The organism is Deinococcus sp. JMULE3, from assembly GCF_013337115.1.
GTDB lineage: Bacteria > Deinococcota > Deinococci > Deinococcales > Deinococcaceae > Deinococcus.
In genome coordinates this window covers 1,541,396-1,558,426 of sequence record NZ_SGWE01000004.1, presented here as the reverse complement: position 1 = coordinate 1,558,426, position 17,031 = coordinate 1,541,396, and the positions used below count along the sequence as shown (strand labels likewise).

Sequence of the window (17,031 nt, the reverse complement as noted above, 5' to 3'; positions counted from 1 at the left end):
ACCCCCCACCCCGTCCGTGAGCCGGGGACACCCACACCACCCGGCCCGGCGTGACAGACCCCCAGGGGCGGCCCTGGGGGTTGATCGCTACTCGCTCTGCTCGGCCCTGCGGGCGCGATTACCTGTTCATGATATGAATCGCCTGCTTATGCACCGCCTCGGCGGCCTCCAGCACGCTCTCGCCCAGGGTCGGGTGCGCGTGGATGGTCAGGGCGATGTCGCTGGCGGTCGCGGCCATCTCCAGGGCCAGTCCAGCCTCGCCGAGCATGTCGCTCGCGTGCGGCCCGACGATGTGCACGCCCAGCAGGAGGTCCGTGTCCTTCTCGACGACCATCTTCACGAACCCGTCGGTCTGCTGGAGGGTCATGGCGCGGCCCGACGCACTGAACGGGAAGTTCCCGGTCTTCACCTCGTAGCCCTTGTCCTTCGCTTCCTGCTCGGTCAGGCCCACCCAGGCCAGCTCCGGGCTGGTGTACACCACGCCGGGAATGGCGACGGCGTCCTGCTCGGCGGGCTTCCCGGCGATCACCTCGGCCGCGACCAGACCTTCCTTCATGGCCTTGTGGGCCAGCATGGGGTTACTGGCGACGTCCCCGATGGAGTAGATGTGCGGGACGTTCGTGCGCTGCTGCCTGTCCGCCGGGATGAAGCCCCGGTCCGTGACGGTCACGCCCGCTTTCTCAGCGTTCAGGCCGTCGGTGCGGGGGCGGCGGCCCACGGCGACCAGCACGCGGTCGAAGACCTCCACGGTCTTCGCGCCGGTCTTCACGTCCTCCAGCTCCACGTGAATACCGTCCGCTTTCTTCTCGGCCTTGTTCGCTTTGGTCTGCACGGCGATCTCGATGCCCTGCTTCTTCATGGCCTTGCTGAATTCCTTCACGGCGTCGGCGTCCGCGCCGGGGACCACGCTGGGCATGAACTCGATGACCTTCACCTTGCTGCCCATGTTGTTGTACACGTGCGCGAACTCGAAGCCGATCACGCCGCCGCCCACGCACAGCATCCGCGCGGGCACCGGGTCGGGCATGACCAGCGCGCCCGTGGAGTCCACGATGGTCTCCTGATCCACGTCCAGGCCCGGCAGTTTCGCCGGTTCGCTGCCCGTCGCGATGATGATGCTGCCCGCCGTGACCGTCTGCTCGCCGACCTTGACGGTGTGGTCGTCCACGAAGCTGGCCTGCCCGGTCAGGTGCGTGACCTTGTTCGCCTTGAACAGCGCGCCCACGCCGCCGGTCAGCTTCTTCACGATGCCGTCCTTCCAGCCGTTCAGCTTGGCGATGTCCATCCGCTGCTCGCCGAAGGTCAGGCCGAAGTCCGCCGCGTGCCGCGACGCCGCGATCTGCTCACCGGCGTGCAGCAGCGCCTTGGTGGGAATGCAGCCCACGTTCAGGCACACGCCGCCCACCTTCTCCCGCTCGGCGCACGCGACCTTCAGGCCCAGCTGCGCCGCGCGGATCGCCGCGTGATACCCGCCGGGTCCCGCGCCGATCACGAGCACGTCGTAGTCATAGGATTTCGTCATGCTGGCAGTCTAACGCGCCCCCCGTGAGCCGTCACTGACCTGCCGCCATAGCTGGACAGGCGCAATTCACAACTCCCACTGGTCAAAAAAGTTGATGGGCGACAGGTGACGGGTGATGGAGAGAAGACTCACACCTCAAGGAAGTCCGTCACCACGCGGTTCAGGACCCACCAGCCCTCGGGCGTGGCGCGCAGTCGGTCGCCGTCCAGCGTCAGGAGGCCCCGCGCCACGTTCTGCGCGATGGGCGCGGCGTACACCCCGGCCACGTCCAGGCCGCTGCGGCGCGACAGGTCCGCCAGATCCACCCCCGCGCGCAGGCGCAGACCCATGAACAGCGCGTCCGTCACGAACTCGGTCGCGTCGATCGCCTCCGCCTCGCCCGCCGCGCCCGTCAGCCACTCGTGCAGGTGCGGATTCGTCCGGCGCACCGTCAGCGCGTTCGCCGCGCGCGCCGCTGCATCATCCGCCATCTGCCATCCGCCATCTGCCGGGTAGTGCCCCGCCGCGCCCGGACCCAGGCCCAGGTACGTGCGGCCCTGCCAGTACGCGAGGTTGTGCCGGGACTCCTGCCCGGGCCGCGCGTAGTTGCTCACCTCGTACCGCGCAAAGCCCAGCGCGCCCAGCGCCGCCTCGGTGTCCTCGAAACCGCGCCGCTCGTCGTCCTCCTGCACGGTCACGCCACGCCGGGCGAACTCCGTGCCGGGCTCGATGGTCAACGTGTACGCGCTCACGTGCCCCACGCCCAGGTCCACCAGCCCCTGAATGTCACTCAGGAGCGGCTGCCCCGGCACCGCCGTGATCAGGTCACCACTCACGCGGAACCCCTCACCGATCAGGGTCGTCACGGCCTCGCGCGCCTGCGCCGCGTCATGCTGGCGGCCCAGAAACTTCAAGGTGGCGTCGTCCAGGCTCTGCACGCCCACGCTGGCCCGGTCGAAACCCAGCGCCCGCCAGTGCGCCGCGCGCGCCCCGCTGACCGTCCCCGGATTCACCTCCAGCGTGTTCTCCACGCGGCCCCACCCCAGGTGCCGCCGCACGCTGCCCACCAGCGCCGCGAGCTCCTCGTCCCGCAGGAAACTCGGCGTCCCGCCCCCCAGGTACACCGTGTCCAGCTCGACGGTGTACGCCGCGGCCAGCCCCGCCGCCTCGACCTCTACCTGCTCCAGGTAGCGTTCCACCAGCCCCGCGCGGCGCGTCAGGACGTGAAAATCACAGTACGGGCAGATCGTCGGGCAGAACGGCACGTGCACGTACAGGTGCCGCACCACCGGGTCCAGCGCAGGCGAGGAGGCAGGCAGGCTCACGCGCGGCAGTGTACCGCCCACCCCCGCGCGAAGCCGTGACCCGCCCCCCAGGACGCGACCGTCCCGAAGTGTCCCATCAAGTGTCCCGCCTGATCCTGACAATGAAGTCCGAGCTCTCGACACCGCCTGCACCGGGATTCGGAGGCTCCCAAGGAGGCCACACATGCAGTTCATACATGCCAGCGCGATGACCCTGACCCTCCTGCTCGGCGGTTCCCTCGCCTCGGCCCAGTCGGGCTCCCAGAATCAGCCTCATCCCCAACCCGGCGCGACCTGGACCGTGGTCCTCGGAGGTCAGGTCGGCCAGTACACCGCCAAGGAAACCGACAGCGACGGAGATTCGGTCGGCACGACCACCATCGGCGGGCGCAGCATCAAGAGCTACGTCATTCACATGAATGACCAGTTGCGCCTGCAGATCTCCGAAACGTCGGGCGCATGGCTGTGCGACGTGCCCGCAACTGCGCTTCAGGCGAGTACACGCGACCTGACCGGTCAGGGAACCCTGAGCCTGCGCAACCAGAAGACGAGCAGTCCGGTGGGTGACTGCCGCATCTACACCAGGGCGCTGCCCACCCGGGCAACCGTGCCCTGGTCGGCCGTGACCTCGAATCTGGAGTGGGAACTGGACACGCCAGAAGGCGTCCTGGCCGTACGCTGGCCGAAACTGGATCAGCTGGGCACCTGGGGCAAAGCCCCGGTGGGCTCACTGACCGCCAGCAACGCCAGCGGGCAGGTGCTGGCCTTCACGGACAAGAGTGGGCTGGTCGTCGCATTGATGCGCGGCACCAACCGGGCGGACTACCGGTTCTGCACCGTGGAGCAGGACGGACAGAGCGGGCCGGGATTCCTCACGGGCCGCTACGTCGACACGTCCACGAAAGGAGACCCCAAGGAACTCGGGACCTGCGCCCTGCGGCCCGCCAGCAGTCCACTGCCGGTGAGCGTCTCCGGCATTCCGACCTGGCCGCTTCCGATCAGCCCGAACCAGGTCTGGGAAATGGGCACGCCGCAGGGCACCTTCGTGGGCATGGTCGGCACCAGAAAGACCTCCGACGGTGACTTCACCGGCGGCTGGCTGGGCAGCCAGCTCGGCCTGCTCCAGATCAACAGGTTCGATGTCGGCACGCGGGACGAAGGTGTGCTGTTCCTCCACCAGACCGATCAGGACGACCTGCTGGCCTGCCGCGTCAATCAGACCGTCGAGTTCGCTGCGGGCATCCAGCGGGACCAGTTCGCGGGCCCGGGCATCCTGCTCGACCAGAAGGTGAAAGGTGACGCGATCTCACTCAAGAGTGGCGGAAAGGCCGAGAAGATCGGCGAGTGCTGGGTGCGCCGCCTCGTGACCCCGCTGGTCAGCGAGGGCCTGCGCTTCTGATCTCGCGGCGGAACCCCTGCTCACAGCAGAATTCAGGAGGATTGAAGGGCCCCTTCGATACTCCTGAACGAGCGGAGCGAGCACCTGCAACATCAGCGGTTGGAAGTGGACTTGAAGGGGGTGGTGTTGGCCCAAGGGTGGAACTGGAAACCGCTGTCAGGGTGAATCGCGCCCTCCAGAGGACAGTCCAGAAACCCCGCCTGCCCGCGCGTATTCTCCGCGCATGACCGACCCCACCCGACAGCGCACCTACACCTGGGACGACATGACCCCCGCCCTGGAAGCCGCCCGCCGCCTCAGCGGCCTGGAGTATCTGCACGCCATCGTGCGCGGCGAACTGCCCCCGCCCCCCATCGGCCGGACGCTCGGCATGGAACCCGGCCGACTGGAGGACTTCACCGAAGGACGCGCCGTGTTCCGCCTGAAACCGCAGGAGTTCCACCACAACCCCATCGGCAGCGTGCACGGCGGCGTGTTCGCCACGCTGCTCGACTCCGCCCTGGCCTGCGCCGTCCACACCACGCTCCCCGCCGGGGTGGGCTACACGACGCTGGAACTGAAATTCAACTGCATCCGCCCCCTGCTCGCCGGCGGGCCCGAGGTGCAGGCCATCGGACAGGTCGTCGCCGCGACCCGCCAGACCGCCATCGCCGAGGGCCGCATCGTCGACGACGCCGGCAAGCTGTACGCGCACGCCACCACCACCTGCCTCCTGTTGCGCTGAGTCGGAGGGTCTGAGAGTCCAAGGGTCTAAGAACGGCGTGTGGCACGCCTTTTTTCTCTCAGACCCTTGACCCATCGACCCGCAATGCGGAAGTGGCGTGTACCTCGCGCTGAACCCCCACTCCGGCGCGGTCAGCGGCCGTGCGGGGTGCGGTCCATCCAGGCGGTCAGGGTGGCGGCCACATCTGCGGGCGTGGTGACGGTCACGGGGATGCCCAGCCCCGCCACGGCGGACGCGGCGGGGCACTCGCCCTGCGCGCCCGTGCTTGCGTTCTCGCCCGTCCAGGCGGGGAACTCGCCGCCCTCGCGGTAGGGGAGGGCGCCCGCGTCCTCGACCATGGCGTCCGGCACGCTCACCGCCGGGCCGCCCGCCAGCGCGGTGTCCGCGACCACGATCACCCCGCGCGGACGTTCCTCCTGCACGGCGGCCAGCAGTGGCGTCAGGCCCTCGTGTACGACCAGCGCGGCGCGGCCCTTACCGTCCACGCCCGCGATGGCCGCCGCGAGTTCGCCTGCCAGTTCGGGCGGCGCGGCGATCAGCCACGCGTGCCCCCCGGCGCGACCCTCGAACAGGGCGCGGGCACTGCCATACACGTCAGACCAGGTGCGGGTGTGTTGCATATGGGTCAGGATAGGCGACGTGCCGCACGCGGGTGAGGCCGGGTACGGCAGACTGTCCGGCATGACCGCCCGCGATCCCCACCCGCTGAACCTGCTGCGCGAGGAAGCCCGCCACGCCGATCCGCGCGCCGTGCAGCGCGACCTGAACGCCCGTCCCCTCCCCACGCTGGAACCCGGACCCTGGAGTGCGGGCGCCGAGGAAGCCCTGCGCGACTGCATCGGCATGGAACGCAAGATCCAGATGGAGATGCGCATCGGCCTCGAAGGGCACCTGGACGGCCTGCCGCTGCGCCGCACCGCGCCCCTGGCCGACATGACCCTCCCGGACCTGCTGGCCGAGCACGCCGAGGGGCGGCGCATGCTCCTGCGCGTCCTCGACCGGCTCCTGACCGTCGGCGCGACGCACGACATCCGCGCCTGGACGATGGGCGAGGAGGTCCCCCCGGCGGTGTACATCCTGGCGCTGCGGGGCCGCCTCGCCCGTCTGGACGGCTACATCAACGAGGAACGCGTGACGTCCTGATCAGTCCGTGAAGCGCAACAGGTACCCGTCGGGGTCCTGCACCAGCAGCTGCCGTTGCGTATGCGGCGCGTCGCCTTCCATGTACGTCTCTGTTTTCAGTGGCGCGAACAGCGGGTAGCCCTCCGCGACCAGCCGCGCGTGCAGGGCGTCCAGCTGCGGGTGCACGATCTGGAAGTTGATCCCCCGCCCGAACGGCACCTCCAGCGGCCCGGTCAGCCACGCCTTCCCCGGCTGCGCCTGCTCCAGCATCCACTGCGCCCGGCCCAGGCTCAGGTACGCAAAGCCGGGGCGAGTGTAGTGCAGAGTGAAGCCGAAGATGCGGGTGTACGCGTCCAGCGAACGCCCCAGGTCACGGGTCATCAACTCGGGCACCAGCGGCGCCCACTCGGTCACAGGAACCAGCGAGACGTTCTCGGTCATGGGCGCAGCGTAGCCGCCCGCAGGGGCCGCCTTCGCCTCATGCGCCTCGCCGGTGGGGTTTGGGAGTCCGGACGCGGAGTCTGCCGGTGCGGCCTCCGTTGCTGCGGCTGCCGTACTTGACGCGCCACTCGACTTTCGCCTGCCGGATGCTCCGATGCAGAGGATTTCGCATGTGCTTTCAGTGTGTACCGCGCGTCTGACAGCGGTCTGTCAGGCGGTCTCCGGCTGAAAGGTTTGCAAAACCTTCAACCCGAGCGGACTCGGAGAGCTGCGGAGCAGAGCGAGCAGGAGAGAAACGGGTTCCAGGCGTGGAGTTGGCAACCCGGTACTGTTCTGGGTTGTCAACGCAACAGTTGGAATCCGTGTCAGGCGGTCTTTGCCGTCCGTTTCGGGGTGGCTGGGGATCAAAACAAAAAACCCGTCCTTCGCGGACGGTGATAAGGAAAGGATAGCGCGGTATGCAGGGTGTGTCAACCCTGCTGCATGGGTTCCGGGAGGCGCGTGCTGGACGCGTTTTCTGGTCTGGAGGTATGCGGCGTATGCAGTCGCGTCAGCCGGTCGGGCGGGGCAGCAGTGCCACGACCGCCGCGATGGTCGGGACGCTCAGGACGGTGCTGAGGAACGCGGTGCGGGCGACGGTGTCGGCGTCCCCGCCGTACTCGCGGGCGATCAGCAGGGCGTTCACGGCGGTGGGCATGCTGGCGGACAGCACGAGGACGGCCAGCACCTCGCCCCGCAGGCCGCAGGCGAGTCCGGCGGCGAGGCCCAGCAGGGGACCGCCGATCAGGCGCGCGGTGGTCGCGAGCCACACGCGGGTGTCCAGGCGCGGCCAGCCGCCCGAGCCGAGTTGCAGGCCCAGCGACAGCAGCACCATCGGCAGGGTCGCCTGCGCCAGCAGGTCCACGCCGCGCATCAGGCCCGCCGGGGGCTGGAGGTGCAGGGCGCGGAGGGTGACGCCCAGCGCGACCATCCACACGGCGGGCAGGCGCACCATGTTCAGCAGCATCCCGCCTGCGCTGGGGGGCGGCTGGTCGGGGCGGCGCACGCGGGCGGTGTACACGATGGGCGCGACTAAGTACATGCCGACGAAGGACATCAGGAACAGCAGCGTGGCGTGCGCGAAGCCCGCCTGCCCGAACGCGAACAGCGCAATCGGGAGGCCCATGTTGCCGCTGTTCCAGATGCCGACGCTCGCGGCGAGGCTGCGCCGCTGCGCCTGCGGGGCGCGCAGCCCGGTCAGCCAGCCCAGCAGGAGGCTGCCCGCGACGGTCAGGGCGTACGCGGCGCCCAGCGTCAGGACCTCGCTCGCCTGCACGCGGGTGGTGAGCAGGACGTTCAGCACGAGTGCCGGGGACAGCAGGTACAGCGTGATCCGCGCGACGGTCGCCTGATCGATCGGAAACCGCGCGGAGACGAGTGCGCCCAGCCCCGCGACGAGCATCACGGGCAGCAGGACGTTACTCAGGGCCTGAAGCACCCCGCCATGCTGTCACGCGTGGCGGGGTGGATGGGGCGCAGGTGCAGACGGGTCAGTGGGTGGTGTGCAGCGGGAGGGTCGGGGCGAGCCACACGCGGCCGGTGCCGCGGTAGGACTGCACGAAGCCCTCGCCGGTCTTGCCGCTGCCGAGCAGCCCGCGCGCGCTCTTCTCCACCTTGAATTCCAGACCGTCGGTGTACGCCACGACGAGGTTCCCGTCGACTTTCAGGGTGTCGCCGCGCAGGTCGAGCACCTGGAATTCCTCGGGGGGGACGGGGCTCTGCAGGGCGAACAGGCCGCTGCCGGTCAGTTTGGGTTGCACGCGGCCCTCGCCGCTGCCGACGGCCTGCGCGAAGCCGTGGTTCACGTGGCGGCCCACGGTGATGTCGCCCACGCACGCGACGAACGCGCCGTCGTCCACGATCAGGCTCTCGCCGCGCAGTTCACCCAGCAGGAGGTGCAGGCGGGTGGGTTCGGTGTACAGGGTGCCGTTACCCTTGAAGGCGGTCTTGTACAGGCCTTCGCCGCTGGCGGCGGCGGTGACGGCCCCGCGCAGGAACCCGCCCAGGCCGCTGCCTCCGGCGGCGTTCACGGCCTGCATCTCCAGGGTGCCGCGCAGGTACTGCAGCGCGCCGGTTTCCAGCACGGCGTTTCCGGCGCTGCCGTCCCCGGCGACCTGTACGGCCAGCTGCCGCCAGCGGGCGGGGCGGCTGAGCGTCTGGTGGTAGCCGCTCAGGGCGGCCTCCATGGGTTCGGCGCTGTACTCGATGACGTCCAGACGGTTCTGTCCGCTGCTCAGGCTGCGTTCGGTGACGCCTTTCCAGGTGAAGTCCATACCGGGCAGTACGGGGGTGGGCGCGGCCGGGTTCCCCCGTGGATCACGCGCCCAGCAGCGTGTGCAGCAGCAGCGGGACCGCGCTGCGCGGGCCGAGCAGGGGCACGCCGCCGCGCGCCAGGACCACGACCACCGCGCCGGAATTCAGGTTCACGCCCAGGCCGGTGCGGGTGCCGCGCGCCACGCCGTCATGCCAGCGCCGCCCCGTCCGAGCGAACCAGCCGGGGGTCACGCCGTCCACGCCCGGCGGGAGGCCCGGCACGCGCCGCGCGTCCAGCCACGCGCCCCCCAGCCTCCCGCCCGGTTGCCCGTTCAGGTGCGCCTGCCCGAACGTCAGCAGGTCATCCGCCGACCCGAACAGCCCACCCGCCCCCACCAGCGGCCCGAACCCCGTCAGCTGCGCGCCCGTCAGGAGGCTTCCGCCGGGACGGATCACGCCCGCCGGGGCGCGCGCCGTGACGTTCAGGCCCAGCGGGCCGGTCACCTCGCGCCGCAGCGCCCGCGCGTACCCGTCCGCGCTGAACGCCTCCCCGGCCGCCCACGCCGCCGCCAGCCCCAGCAGGCCCACGCCGAGGTTCGAGTACTGAAAGCGGCCCGTGGGCCGCGCCCAGCGCCGCACGCTGCCCACCACGTCCTCTGGGCTCATCGGGCCGTACGGGTCGTGGAAGTGCGTGAACGTCGTCACGCCCACCCGCGCCGGGTGCAGCGGCACGCCCGCCGTGTGCGTCGCCAGGGTCCACGCGGTCACGTGGCGCGGCACGCCCCGCAGCGGTCCCCCCAGCGCCGCGAGGGGCGCGTGCCAGTCCAGCGCCCCGCGTGCGACCAGCACCCCGGCCAGCGCCGCCGTGAACGGCTTGCTGACACTCGCCAGTTCCGACACGCCGCCCGGCGGCACCCCGCCCACGCCCCGCACGGCCCGCGCGTCCCCACGCGCCGCCCCGACCACGCCTCCCTGCGCCAGCGCGGCGCGCAGCAGCGCCCGCTGCGCCGACAGGTCACGCGCCGACAGGTCGCGGCCCAGCACGCTGCTGAGGTCGCGCAGCGCCGCCCGCCACGGGTCGTGGAACATGCCCGGCAGCGTAGCCCGCCCCGCCCACCCGCCGCACCCTGTCCGATCCTTCACGCAGCGGCGAAATCGAGTGGATGTCAGAGTTCCGCCACGGCCCACCTCCTACCCTGCACTCAGCGTCGCGGGTGGTCCGCCGCGCCCGCCACTGGAGTCCGCATGCCACACCGCACCCACATCCAGGACCCCCCACTGCATGATCAGGTGGGTCGGTTGTACTTCCGCGCGGTACTGCCCGCCGTGACCCTGGCGCTGGCATTCAGTGGCGAGTGGCGCGGCAGCCCGGTCCTGCTGGTCCTGACCCTGATCGCGGCCCTGGGCGCCCTGGTGCACCTGCTGCTTCCCGAACGGCCGCGCGACGTCTTCCGGTACGGGTTCGTGGGCGTGGTCCTCGCGTTCCTGCTGCTGGTGGCCCTGGCCGGACCGCAGCAGACCCTGCGCGGCACGCCCGCCACCCTGTCGGTCGCGCTGCTGTTCACGCCCGCCACCCTGATGGCCTGGACGCTGCTGTTCGCGGACCGCCCCCGCACCGCGCTGACGCTGAACGCCGTCCTGACCACCGTCATGACGCTGCTGGTGTGGCGCTGGCAGACGCAGGGCCTGCAGCCGGGGCCGCTGCTGAACCTGCCGCTGCTCGTGGCGGTGATCAGCGCGACCGCCGTGTACTACGCCCTGACGTTCACGCAGATGAACGCCCGCTACCACGCGGGCGAACGAGACCGTCTGCGCGACCCGCTGACCGGACTGCTGAACCGCCGCGCGCTGAACGAACGCCCGCCCGACCCGGACGGGGACCTGGCGGTGGCGGTGCTGGACATCGATCACTTCAAACGCGTGAACGACACGCACGGTCACGTCGCCGGGGACCGCGTGCTGCGCGCCGTGGCGGACGTCATGCAGGACACCCTGGCCGGGCACGGCGAGGCGTACCGCTGGGGCGGCGAGGAATTCGTGCTGCTGCTCCCCGACCCCGGCGACGCCCCCGCGCTGGTCGAGGCGGTCCGGCGCGAGATCGCCGCGCGGCACTTCACGGGCGGGCAGCGCGTCACCCTCAGTGCCGGATTGACCCGCCTGAGCGCCGGGGAGGACCTCACGCTGGCCTTCGAGCGGGCCGACGCGGCCCTGCGCGCCGCGAAGGACGCCGGACGGGACCGCGTGGTGCTCGCCCCACCCGCCCCCCCACTTGACAGGCGCGCCGCTGGCCGTTAACCTTCTCTCCGCTGGTCCGGTAGTGTAGCGGTTAGCATATCTGCCTGTCACGCAGAAGGTCGCGGGTTCAAATCCCGTCCGGACCGCCAGCAAGGGAAGCGCCACGGTGAACGCCGTTGGCGCTTCCTTCATGTGATCCCCCGTGCGCGGGCCTGGACCGTGGCCCCTGGAGCATGAAGGCCCCCATGAAGGTGCGGACTACACGCGGGCGCACCCGTTTGCCGTATCATGCGCCCGGTTTCGCACGGCGTCCGCGAGCTGGCCTCCGAACCCCGCGCACGGCGAGCCTATCCCCACCGGAGGAGGACGCCCCTCAATGACGACCCCAGCAAGTTTTTCTACCACCGACGCCGCCGAACTGTACCAGGTGCCCAACTGGAGCGGCGGGTGGTTCCGCGTGTCCGACAAGGGCCAGGTGGAGGTCACCCCCACCCCCGGCCTGCACGCCCCCCTGCGCGCCATCGTGGACGAGATCGTCGACCGCGGCGAGAGCCTGCCCGTCATCCTGCGCTTCCCGCAGGTGATCAGCGGCCGCGTGAAGCACCTGAACGAAGCGTTCGGGAAGGCCATCGCCGAGTACGGGTACACCAGCCACTACCAGGGCGTGTTCCCCATCAAGGTCAACCAGCGCCGCGTGGTCGTCGAGAGCATCGCCGCCGCCGGGTACGACTACGCGCACGGCCTGGAGGCCGGCAGCAAGGCCGAACTCGCGCTGTGCCTCGCGCAGCGCATGCACCCCGACGCGCTGCTGTGCTGCAACGGCTTCAAGGACGACGGGTTCATCAAACTGGCCCTGTGGGGCCGCACCCTCGGCAAGAACGTCGTCATCACCATCGAGAAGTACAGCGAACTCGACCGCATCCTCAAGCAGGCCAAGGCGCTCGGCGTGCGCCCCGCCATCGGCGTGCGCTTCAAACTGCACGCGCGCGGCTCGGGGCAGTGGGAGGAATCCGGCGGGGACCAGGCAAAATTCGGCCTGAACGCCTACGAACTCCTGCGCGTCGTCGAACGCCTGCGGGAAGAGGACATGCTCGACAGTCTGGTCATGCTGCACACCCACATCGGGTCGCAGATCACCGACATCCGCCGCGTGAAGGTCGCCGTGCGCGAAGCCACGCAGACGTACGCGGGCCTGATCGCCGCCGGGGCGCAGCTGAAGTACCTGAACGTCGGCGGCGGCCTCGGCGTGGACTACGACGGGTCCAAGACCACCTTCTACGCCAGCATGAACTACACCGTGCAGGAATACGCCTCGGACATCGTGTACACCGTCCAGGAAACCTGCAAGGCCCGAGGCGTCCCCGAACCCGTCATCGTCAGCGAATCCGGCCGGGCGCTCACCGCGCACCACGCCGTGCTGATCCTCCCGGTCGTGGACGTCACCGGCCCCACCCGCGACCTCGAAGACCTCGCCCCCGCCGACGAGAACAGCCACCAGATCATCAAGGACATGGAAGACATCCTGGCGAACATCACCGCCCGGAACTACCGCGAGTCCTACAACGACGCCGTCGGCGACAAACAGACCCTCCACAACCTCTTCGACCTCGGCTACGTCACCCTGCCCGACCGCGCCCGCGGCGAGGCGCTGTTCAACGCCATCCTCCGCAAGGTCGCCAAACTCATCCAGAACGAGAAGTACGTCCCGGATGAACTGGAAGACCTGCAGAAGGTCCTGGCGGACAAGTACATCTGCAACTTTTCACTGTTCCAGAGCCTCCCGGACAACTGGGCCATCCAGGCGCTGTTCCCTATCGTCCCGCTGGACCGCCTGAACGAGAAACCCACCCGGCAGGCCACCCTGGTCGACATCACCTGCGACAGCGACGGCAAGATCGAGAAATTCATCGACCTGCGCGACGTCAAAGCCACCCTGCCGCTGCACGAACCCGGCAACAAACCTTACTACCTGGGCGTGTTCCTCATGGGCGCCTACCAGGACGTGCTCGGCAGCGCCCACAACCTCTTCGGGAAGGTCAGCGAAGCGCACGTCACCCTGCGCCCCGGCGGCCGCTTCCACATCGACCTGTTCGTCCGCGGCCAGAAAGCCCGCCGCATGATCGAATCGATGGGCTACGAGGAACCCATGCTGCGCGACAGCATCGAAGATCAGGCCGACGCCGCCATCAAGAACGGCATCCTGACCAACGAACAGGAACATGAACTCCTCGAAGACTACGGCGAGGAACTCCTCGGGTACACGTACCTCGAATACGAGAACTGAGCGAAGCAGGACGCGGGAGGCGGGGCGCAGCGTGCGTCCCCGCCTCCCGCGCGTTGGTCGGAATGGGGGAGAGGGGCGGTTCTGGCTTTTTGGCCCAGTCCGCCCCCCGTCACCACCTCGCGCCCCAGCAGAAGCACAGGCAGACATTGAAGGTTGATCTCCATCTGCATTCAAACGTTCCGAGACACACCGCCACATGCGTCGCCTAGGGTTCTGTCTGCTATGCCTCATAATCACTCCATCACACAGGCCAGCGTCAGCATCGGCTCGAAGTAACAGGCTTTTTTCTAAAACCGCGTGGCAATCCGACGTGACCGCTTCGAGCGATTCATCAGACGTTCGATCAAATTGCCATGCGGATAGCGACCCCGGTCTTGTGACCGGGGCCGCTATCAGTCACGCTGTGTTATGACAAATCGTATCCCACGGCGTAGATAGCACCGATGCGCTTTCGTCCCACTGTACGTGCGGTCGGCCAACCAGAACCGGGCGCGCATATTGTGCCGCCCTTGCTCAGAGATTACGTGGGTAGTCTAGGCAATTCTCATTTTTACCCCCTCTGGCCCCGAAATTCGATAGCATTAGGCATGACCCTGAATCAATCAGTTGCTGTTTCATCTTTCCTGGAATTAGAGGCGAAGAAGGCGCAGGAGTTGGTTAGTTTTAATAAGATTAATCTCAATGGAATAAAAGATGTGGTTAGTCAGGCCCTTGATCTCTTTGGTAAAAATGGGCTTTTTTCTGAATACACGGTTCATAATATTTCTCACATAAACAAGATGCTTAGCATTGCGGAGTGGATTATTCCTAGCGAAACAAAGGCTCGTATGTCGCGAGCTGATTATCTTCTTATAGTCTTATCTATTTATTTTCATGATCTCGGCTTGATTGTGACTATGGATGAATTTAATAATCGAGATAAGAGTGGTTTTGACAGATATCTGCAAGATAATTTATTTTTTGGTAAGGATGGAGAAGACTACAAATCTGAGGTCTTTTCTGATTATCCTGACGAAATCGAAAGAGAAAAATTTTTATATCAGGAATTTGTTAGAGCGAATCATGCTAAACGTATTCGTAAGTGGATAGAAGGTAAATTTAATGCAGAGCTGGGATACAGCGAGAAAATGTTTAAAGAAGTTGATGAGCTGATGTCAGTTCTTCCGAGTAGATTTAGAAATGACTTGGCCCTTGTGTGCGAGAGTCATCATCTTAATGATCTGGATAATTTGGATAAGTATATAGTGTCCCAGCCATATGGTGACAGTGATGATGAAACTGGAAATATCCAATACGCTGCAATTATTCTAAGGACGGCAGATTTACTGCATATTACAACAGATAGAACTCCATCAGTACAATTCAGGCTAATCAATCCTCAAAACCCGAAAAGTCAAATAGAGTGGGTAAAGCAAAATGCAGTAACTCGGATAAGACCTAAAAAAATTACTGTAGTCGATGAAAAGGGCAACGAGTCTGAGGAGCAATCTGAGGCAATTGAAGTTTTCGCGGATTTTTCAAGTGCTGACGGTTATTTCGGCCTTACTTCTTATTTGACGTGGGCTGAAAAAGAAATAAAGCAGAATAAGAAGTGGTGCGAGTCGGCAAAATCAAAAGGCGGCGGAAATTATATTTTTCCCTGGTCATCAATTGATCAGAGCAGAGTAAATTCAGAGGGATTCTTAAAGCAGCAATTTTCATTTTCAATAGATCAGGAAAAAATCCTAGATTTATTGACTGGCCATACTCTATATAACGATCCAAGCGTCGTGGTAAGGGAAATTGTACAGAACTCAATAGACGCTATTAAGTTAAAAAACTTCATCAAGGGAAATAGTGATTACAGGAAAGATTATATAAGAATAGAATGGGATTCAGATAAAAGGGTGCTGCGTATTATTGATACCGGAACAGGTATGAGTCAGCAGATAATCGAAAACCATTTCCTGAAAGCCGGATCGTCGCGATATCATGATAGAGAATTTAAGAAAAATCATCCTAATTTCAATTCAATCAGCAGATTTGGAATTGGAGTCCTCTCTTGTTTCATGATATCTGATGAAGTCGAAGTAATTACATCTCATTCGGATGACGAACAGGCGCGGCATTTGCTATTGAGGTCTGTTCATGGTAAATATCTTATTAGTCTGTTGGATAAATCAACGCTATCTGAAATGGGAATAGCCGAGAGCGGTACGGTTATAACAATTAAGGTAAGACAGAGTCTGGGTGACTTTGATGTTATTAACATTGCAAAAAAATGGATACTATTCCCAGTATGTAAAGTTGAAGTGTCTGTAGATGGAGAAGAGGCTGATATAGTTGGGTATGAAAATACCGAAAAGGCATTATTATCTTACTTAGATGAAATCGGGATTAAGGCGTTTGTTGAAGGGGGAGAACAGATTTCGGGATATAAAATAAAAACTGTCCAAGTTGGCGGATTGTCCTTATCTTATGCTTTAAAATGGTCAAACTACTTTAAAGAATGGGAGTTTTATAAGATAGATTCCTGGCGTAATAGGCAGGAAATAGAATATACGCCAATATCTACGTGTATTGAGGGAATTCGCGTCGAGTCGGGCACCCCGGGATTTGTTGGCTACTCAATAGCAGCTATTGCTAACGTAACCGGTTCGGAAGCTCCGAAAACTAATGTGGCGAGATCAGGCCTGGAATCTACGGGGGAATTAATAAAACTTCTGAGGCAAATCTATTCATCATACGGTGGCCACATAACTTCTGAAATCAATAACCTCGTCAATGAGAAAAACTTTTCTTTGACTTGGGCTGTCGCGGAAGCTAAGTGGCTACTTCCTCCTATAACCGAGGAGAGTCATAGCAGATACAGGCCTATACGACAGGAATTGCTTAACGAAGAACTTAAGAAGATCCCACTCATTTTGGTGGATATAGCAGATAAGAGGGAAAATATTTCTATAGAGCAGTTAAATCAATATAATTCCTTCTGGGTCATAGATTGGGATTTTAATAGCGCGGTTAATAATGTATTGAAAAACGCCCCCGTATCACTGTCTATAAAGAACATCATGAAAGAGCTTTCATTGGAGAGTTCGGAGATGCCCGAAGAGCCGATCCTTTCCGATTCGCAGATGCAATCCAATCCGTATAAATTTGCATTTAATGGAAAGCAAATTGACCTAATCAGATTTAATGTTGATCTCAGGAGATTGGATATGCGGTGGAGTCAGCATGATCCATCTGAAAGCCTTTGGATTTCCCAAAGCATTAGAAGCCAGGCAAGAATTACGGATATTTTTAGAGGGAGAGAGCGTAGTTCTCTGTCTCGAACAAGTTCTCTGAAAATTGCTAATTCTAATGTAATATTTATCGGAGATGAAAAATACCATGGTGTTAGTAGTAATGGAAATTATTATATAAAACCTGACTCACCAATAGCTGATATATTGAAAAGTCTAATTGAGATTTTCAATAACACAACTGATGATGATATGCTAATCTCCTCTGCGGTTGCATTAAGTATGTGTTCAAAATTTATTGGTGGCGCATTTCCTGTTAGTATTGAGATTGCAAATAGATGGATGGGCGAGTATTATGAGGATCAGATGTCTGAGGAAGTATTGCGGATAATACTGAGGCTTAACGATATTGATGCTGTGCATGTGTTTGATCCATCGGTTTGGAGAAGAGAGATAAAGGGCGTGAATGGATACGTCGAGGACTATTAAATGCTTGCGTTTTGCATTT

Annotated in this window: 13 protein-coding genes and 1 tRNA gene; 7 read left to right on the top strand and 7 right to left on the bottom strand. The window is 63.5% G+C overall.

Annotated elements, in window-relative coordinates; genetic code table 11:
* Positions 1-118: 118 nt before the first annotated feature.
* Both lpdA and hemW read right to left on the bottom strand, forming a co-directional pair.
* Positions 119-1,522, bottom strand: coding sequence for a dihydrolipoyl dehydrogenase (lpdA, locus tag EXW95_RS10370; RefSeq protein ID WP_174367398.1), 1,404 nt, complete (start codon positions 1,520-1,522; stop codon positions 119-121).
* A 128-nt stretch (positions 1,523-1,650) separates the two neighbouring features.
* Positions 1,651-2,826: a radical SAM family heme chaperone HemW gene (gene hemW / locus EXW95_RS10365; RefSeq protein ID WP_174367397.1), complete on the bottom strand. Its 1,176-nt coding sequence runs from the start codon at positions 2,824-2,826 to the stop codon at positions 1,651-1,653.
* A 163-nt stretch (positions 2,827-2,989) separates the two neighbouring features.
* Here hemW and EXW95_RS10360 point away from each other — a divergent pair, with 163 nt between their 5' ends.
* Positions 2,990-4,204, top strand: a complete 1,215-nt coding sequence (locus EXW95_RS10360) for a hypothetical protein (protein ID WP_174367396.1) — start codon at positions 2,990-2,992, stop codon at positions 4,202-4,204.
* A 223-nt stretch (positions 4,205-4,427) separates the two neighbouring features.
* Complete coding sequence (locus EXW95_RS10355; RefSeq protein WP_174367395.1) at positions 4,428-4,928, top strand: PaaI family thioesterase; 501 nt, start codon at positions 4,428-4,430, stop codon at positions 4,926-4,928.
* 131 nt (positions 4,929-5,059) lie between these two features.
* Here EXW95_RS10355 and EXW95_RS10350 read toward each other — a convergent pair whose 3' ends face one another.
* Positions 5,060-5,548 (bottom strand): hypothetical protein, encoded by a 489-nt coding sequence (locus EXW95_RS10350; RefSeq protein ID WP_174367394.1) that lies wholly within the window; start codon positions 5,546-5,548, stop codon positions 5,060-5,062.
* A 61-nt stretch (positions 5,549-5,609) separates the two neighbouring features.
* Between EXW95_RS10350 and EXW95_RS10345 the strand changes: the two genes are divergently transcribed.
* Positions 5,610-6,071 (top strand): hypothetical protein, encoded by a 462-nt coding sequence (locus EXW95_RS10345; RefSeq protein ID WP_174367393.1) that lies wholly within the window; start codon positions 5,610-5,612, stop codon positions 6,069-6,071.
* Here the strand turns inward: EXW95_RS10345 and EXW95_RS10340 are convergent, their stop codons facing one another.
* The 4 genes from EXW95_RS10340 to EXW95_RS10325 form a co-directional block, all read right to left on the bottom strand.
* Entirely contained in the window at positions 6,072-6,491 is a 420-nt protein-coding gene (locus EXW95_RS10340) for a VOC family protein (protein WP_174367392.1), read from the bottom strand.
* Positions 6,492-7,041: 550 nt separating this feature from the next.
* Positions 7,042-7,968 (bottom strand): AEC family transporter, encoded by a 927-nt coding sequence (locus EXW95_RS10335; RefSeq protein ID WP_371810006.1) that lies wholly within the window; start codon positions 7,966-7,968, stop codon positions 7,042-7,044.
* A gap of 52 nt (positions 7,969-8,020) precedes the next feature.
* Complete coding sequence (locus EXW95_RS10330; protein WP_174367391.1) at positions 8,021-8,803, bottom strand: AIM24 family protein; 783 nt, start codon at positions 8,801-8,803, stop codon at positions 8,021-8,023.
* Positions 8,804-8,846: 43 nt separating this feature from the next.
* Complete coding sequence (locus EXW95_RS10325; protein ID WP_174367390.1) at positions 8,847-9,872, bottom strand: serine hydrolase; 1,026 nt, start codon at positions 9,870-9,872, stop codon at positions 8,847-8,849.
* Between the two features lie 156 nt (positions 9,873-10,028).
* Between EXW95_RS10325 and EXW95_RS10320 the strand changes: the two genes are divergently transcribed.
* The 4 genes from EXW95_RS10320 (at position 10,029) to EXW95_RS10305 (ending at position 17,012) form a co-directional block, all read left to right on the top strand.
* On the top strand, positions 10,029-11,078 hold the full coding sequence (locus tag EXW95_RS10320) for a diguanylate cyclase (protein WP_174367389.1): 1,050 nt from the start codon (positions 10,029-10,031) through the stop codon (positions 11,076-11,078).
* A 13-nt stretch (positions 11,079-11,091) separates the two neighbouring features.
* A tRNA-Asp gene (locus tag EXW95_RS10315) sits at positions 11,092-11,167 on the top strand.
* Positions 11,168-11,394: 227 nt separating this feature from the next.
* Entirely contained in the window at positions 11,395-13,302 is a 1,908-nt protein-coding gene (gene speA / locus EXW95_RS10310) for a biosynthetic arginine decarboxylase (RefSeq protein ID WP_174367388.1), read from the top strand.
* A gap of 587 nt (positions 13,303-13,889) precedes the next feature.
* Positions 13,890-17,012, top strand: a complete 3,123-nt coding sequence (locus tag EXW95_RS10305) for an ATP-binding protein (RefSeq protein ID WP_174367387.1) — start codon at positions 13,890-13,892, stop codon at positions 17,010-17,012.
* Positions 17,013-17,031 lie beyond the last annotated feature (19 nt).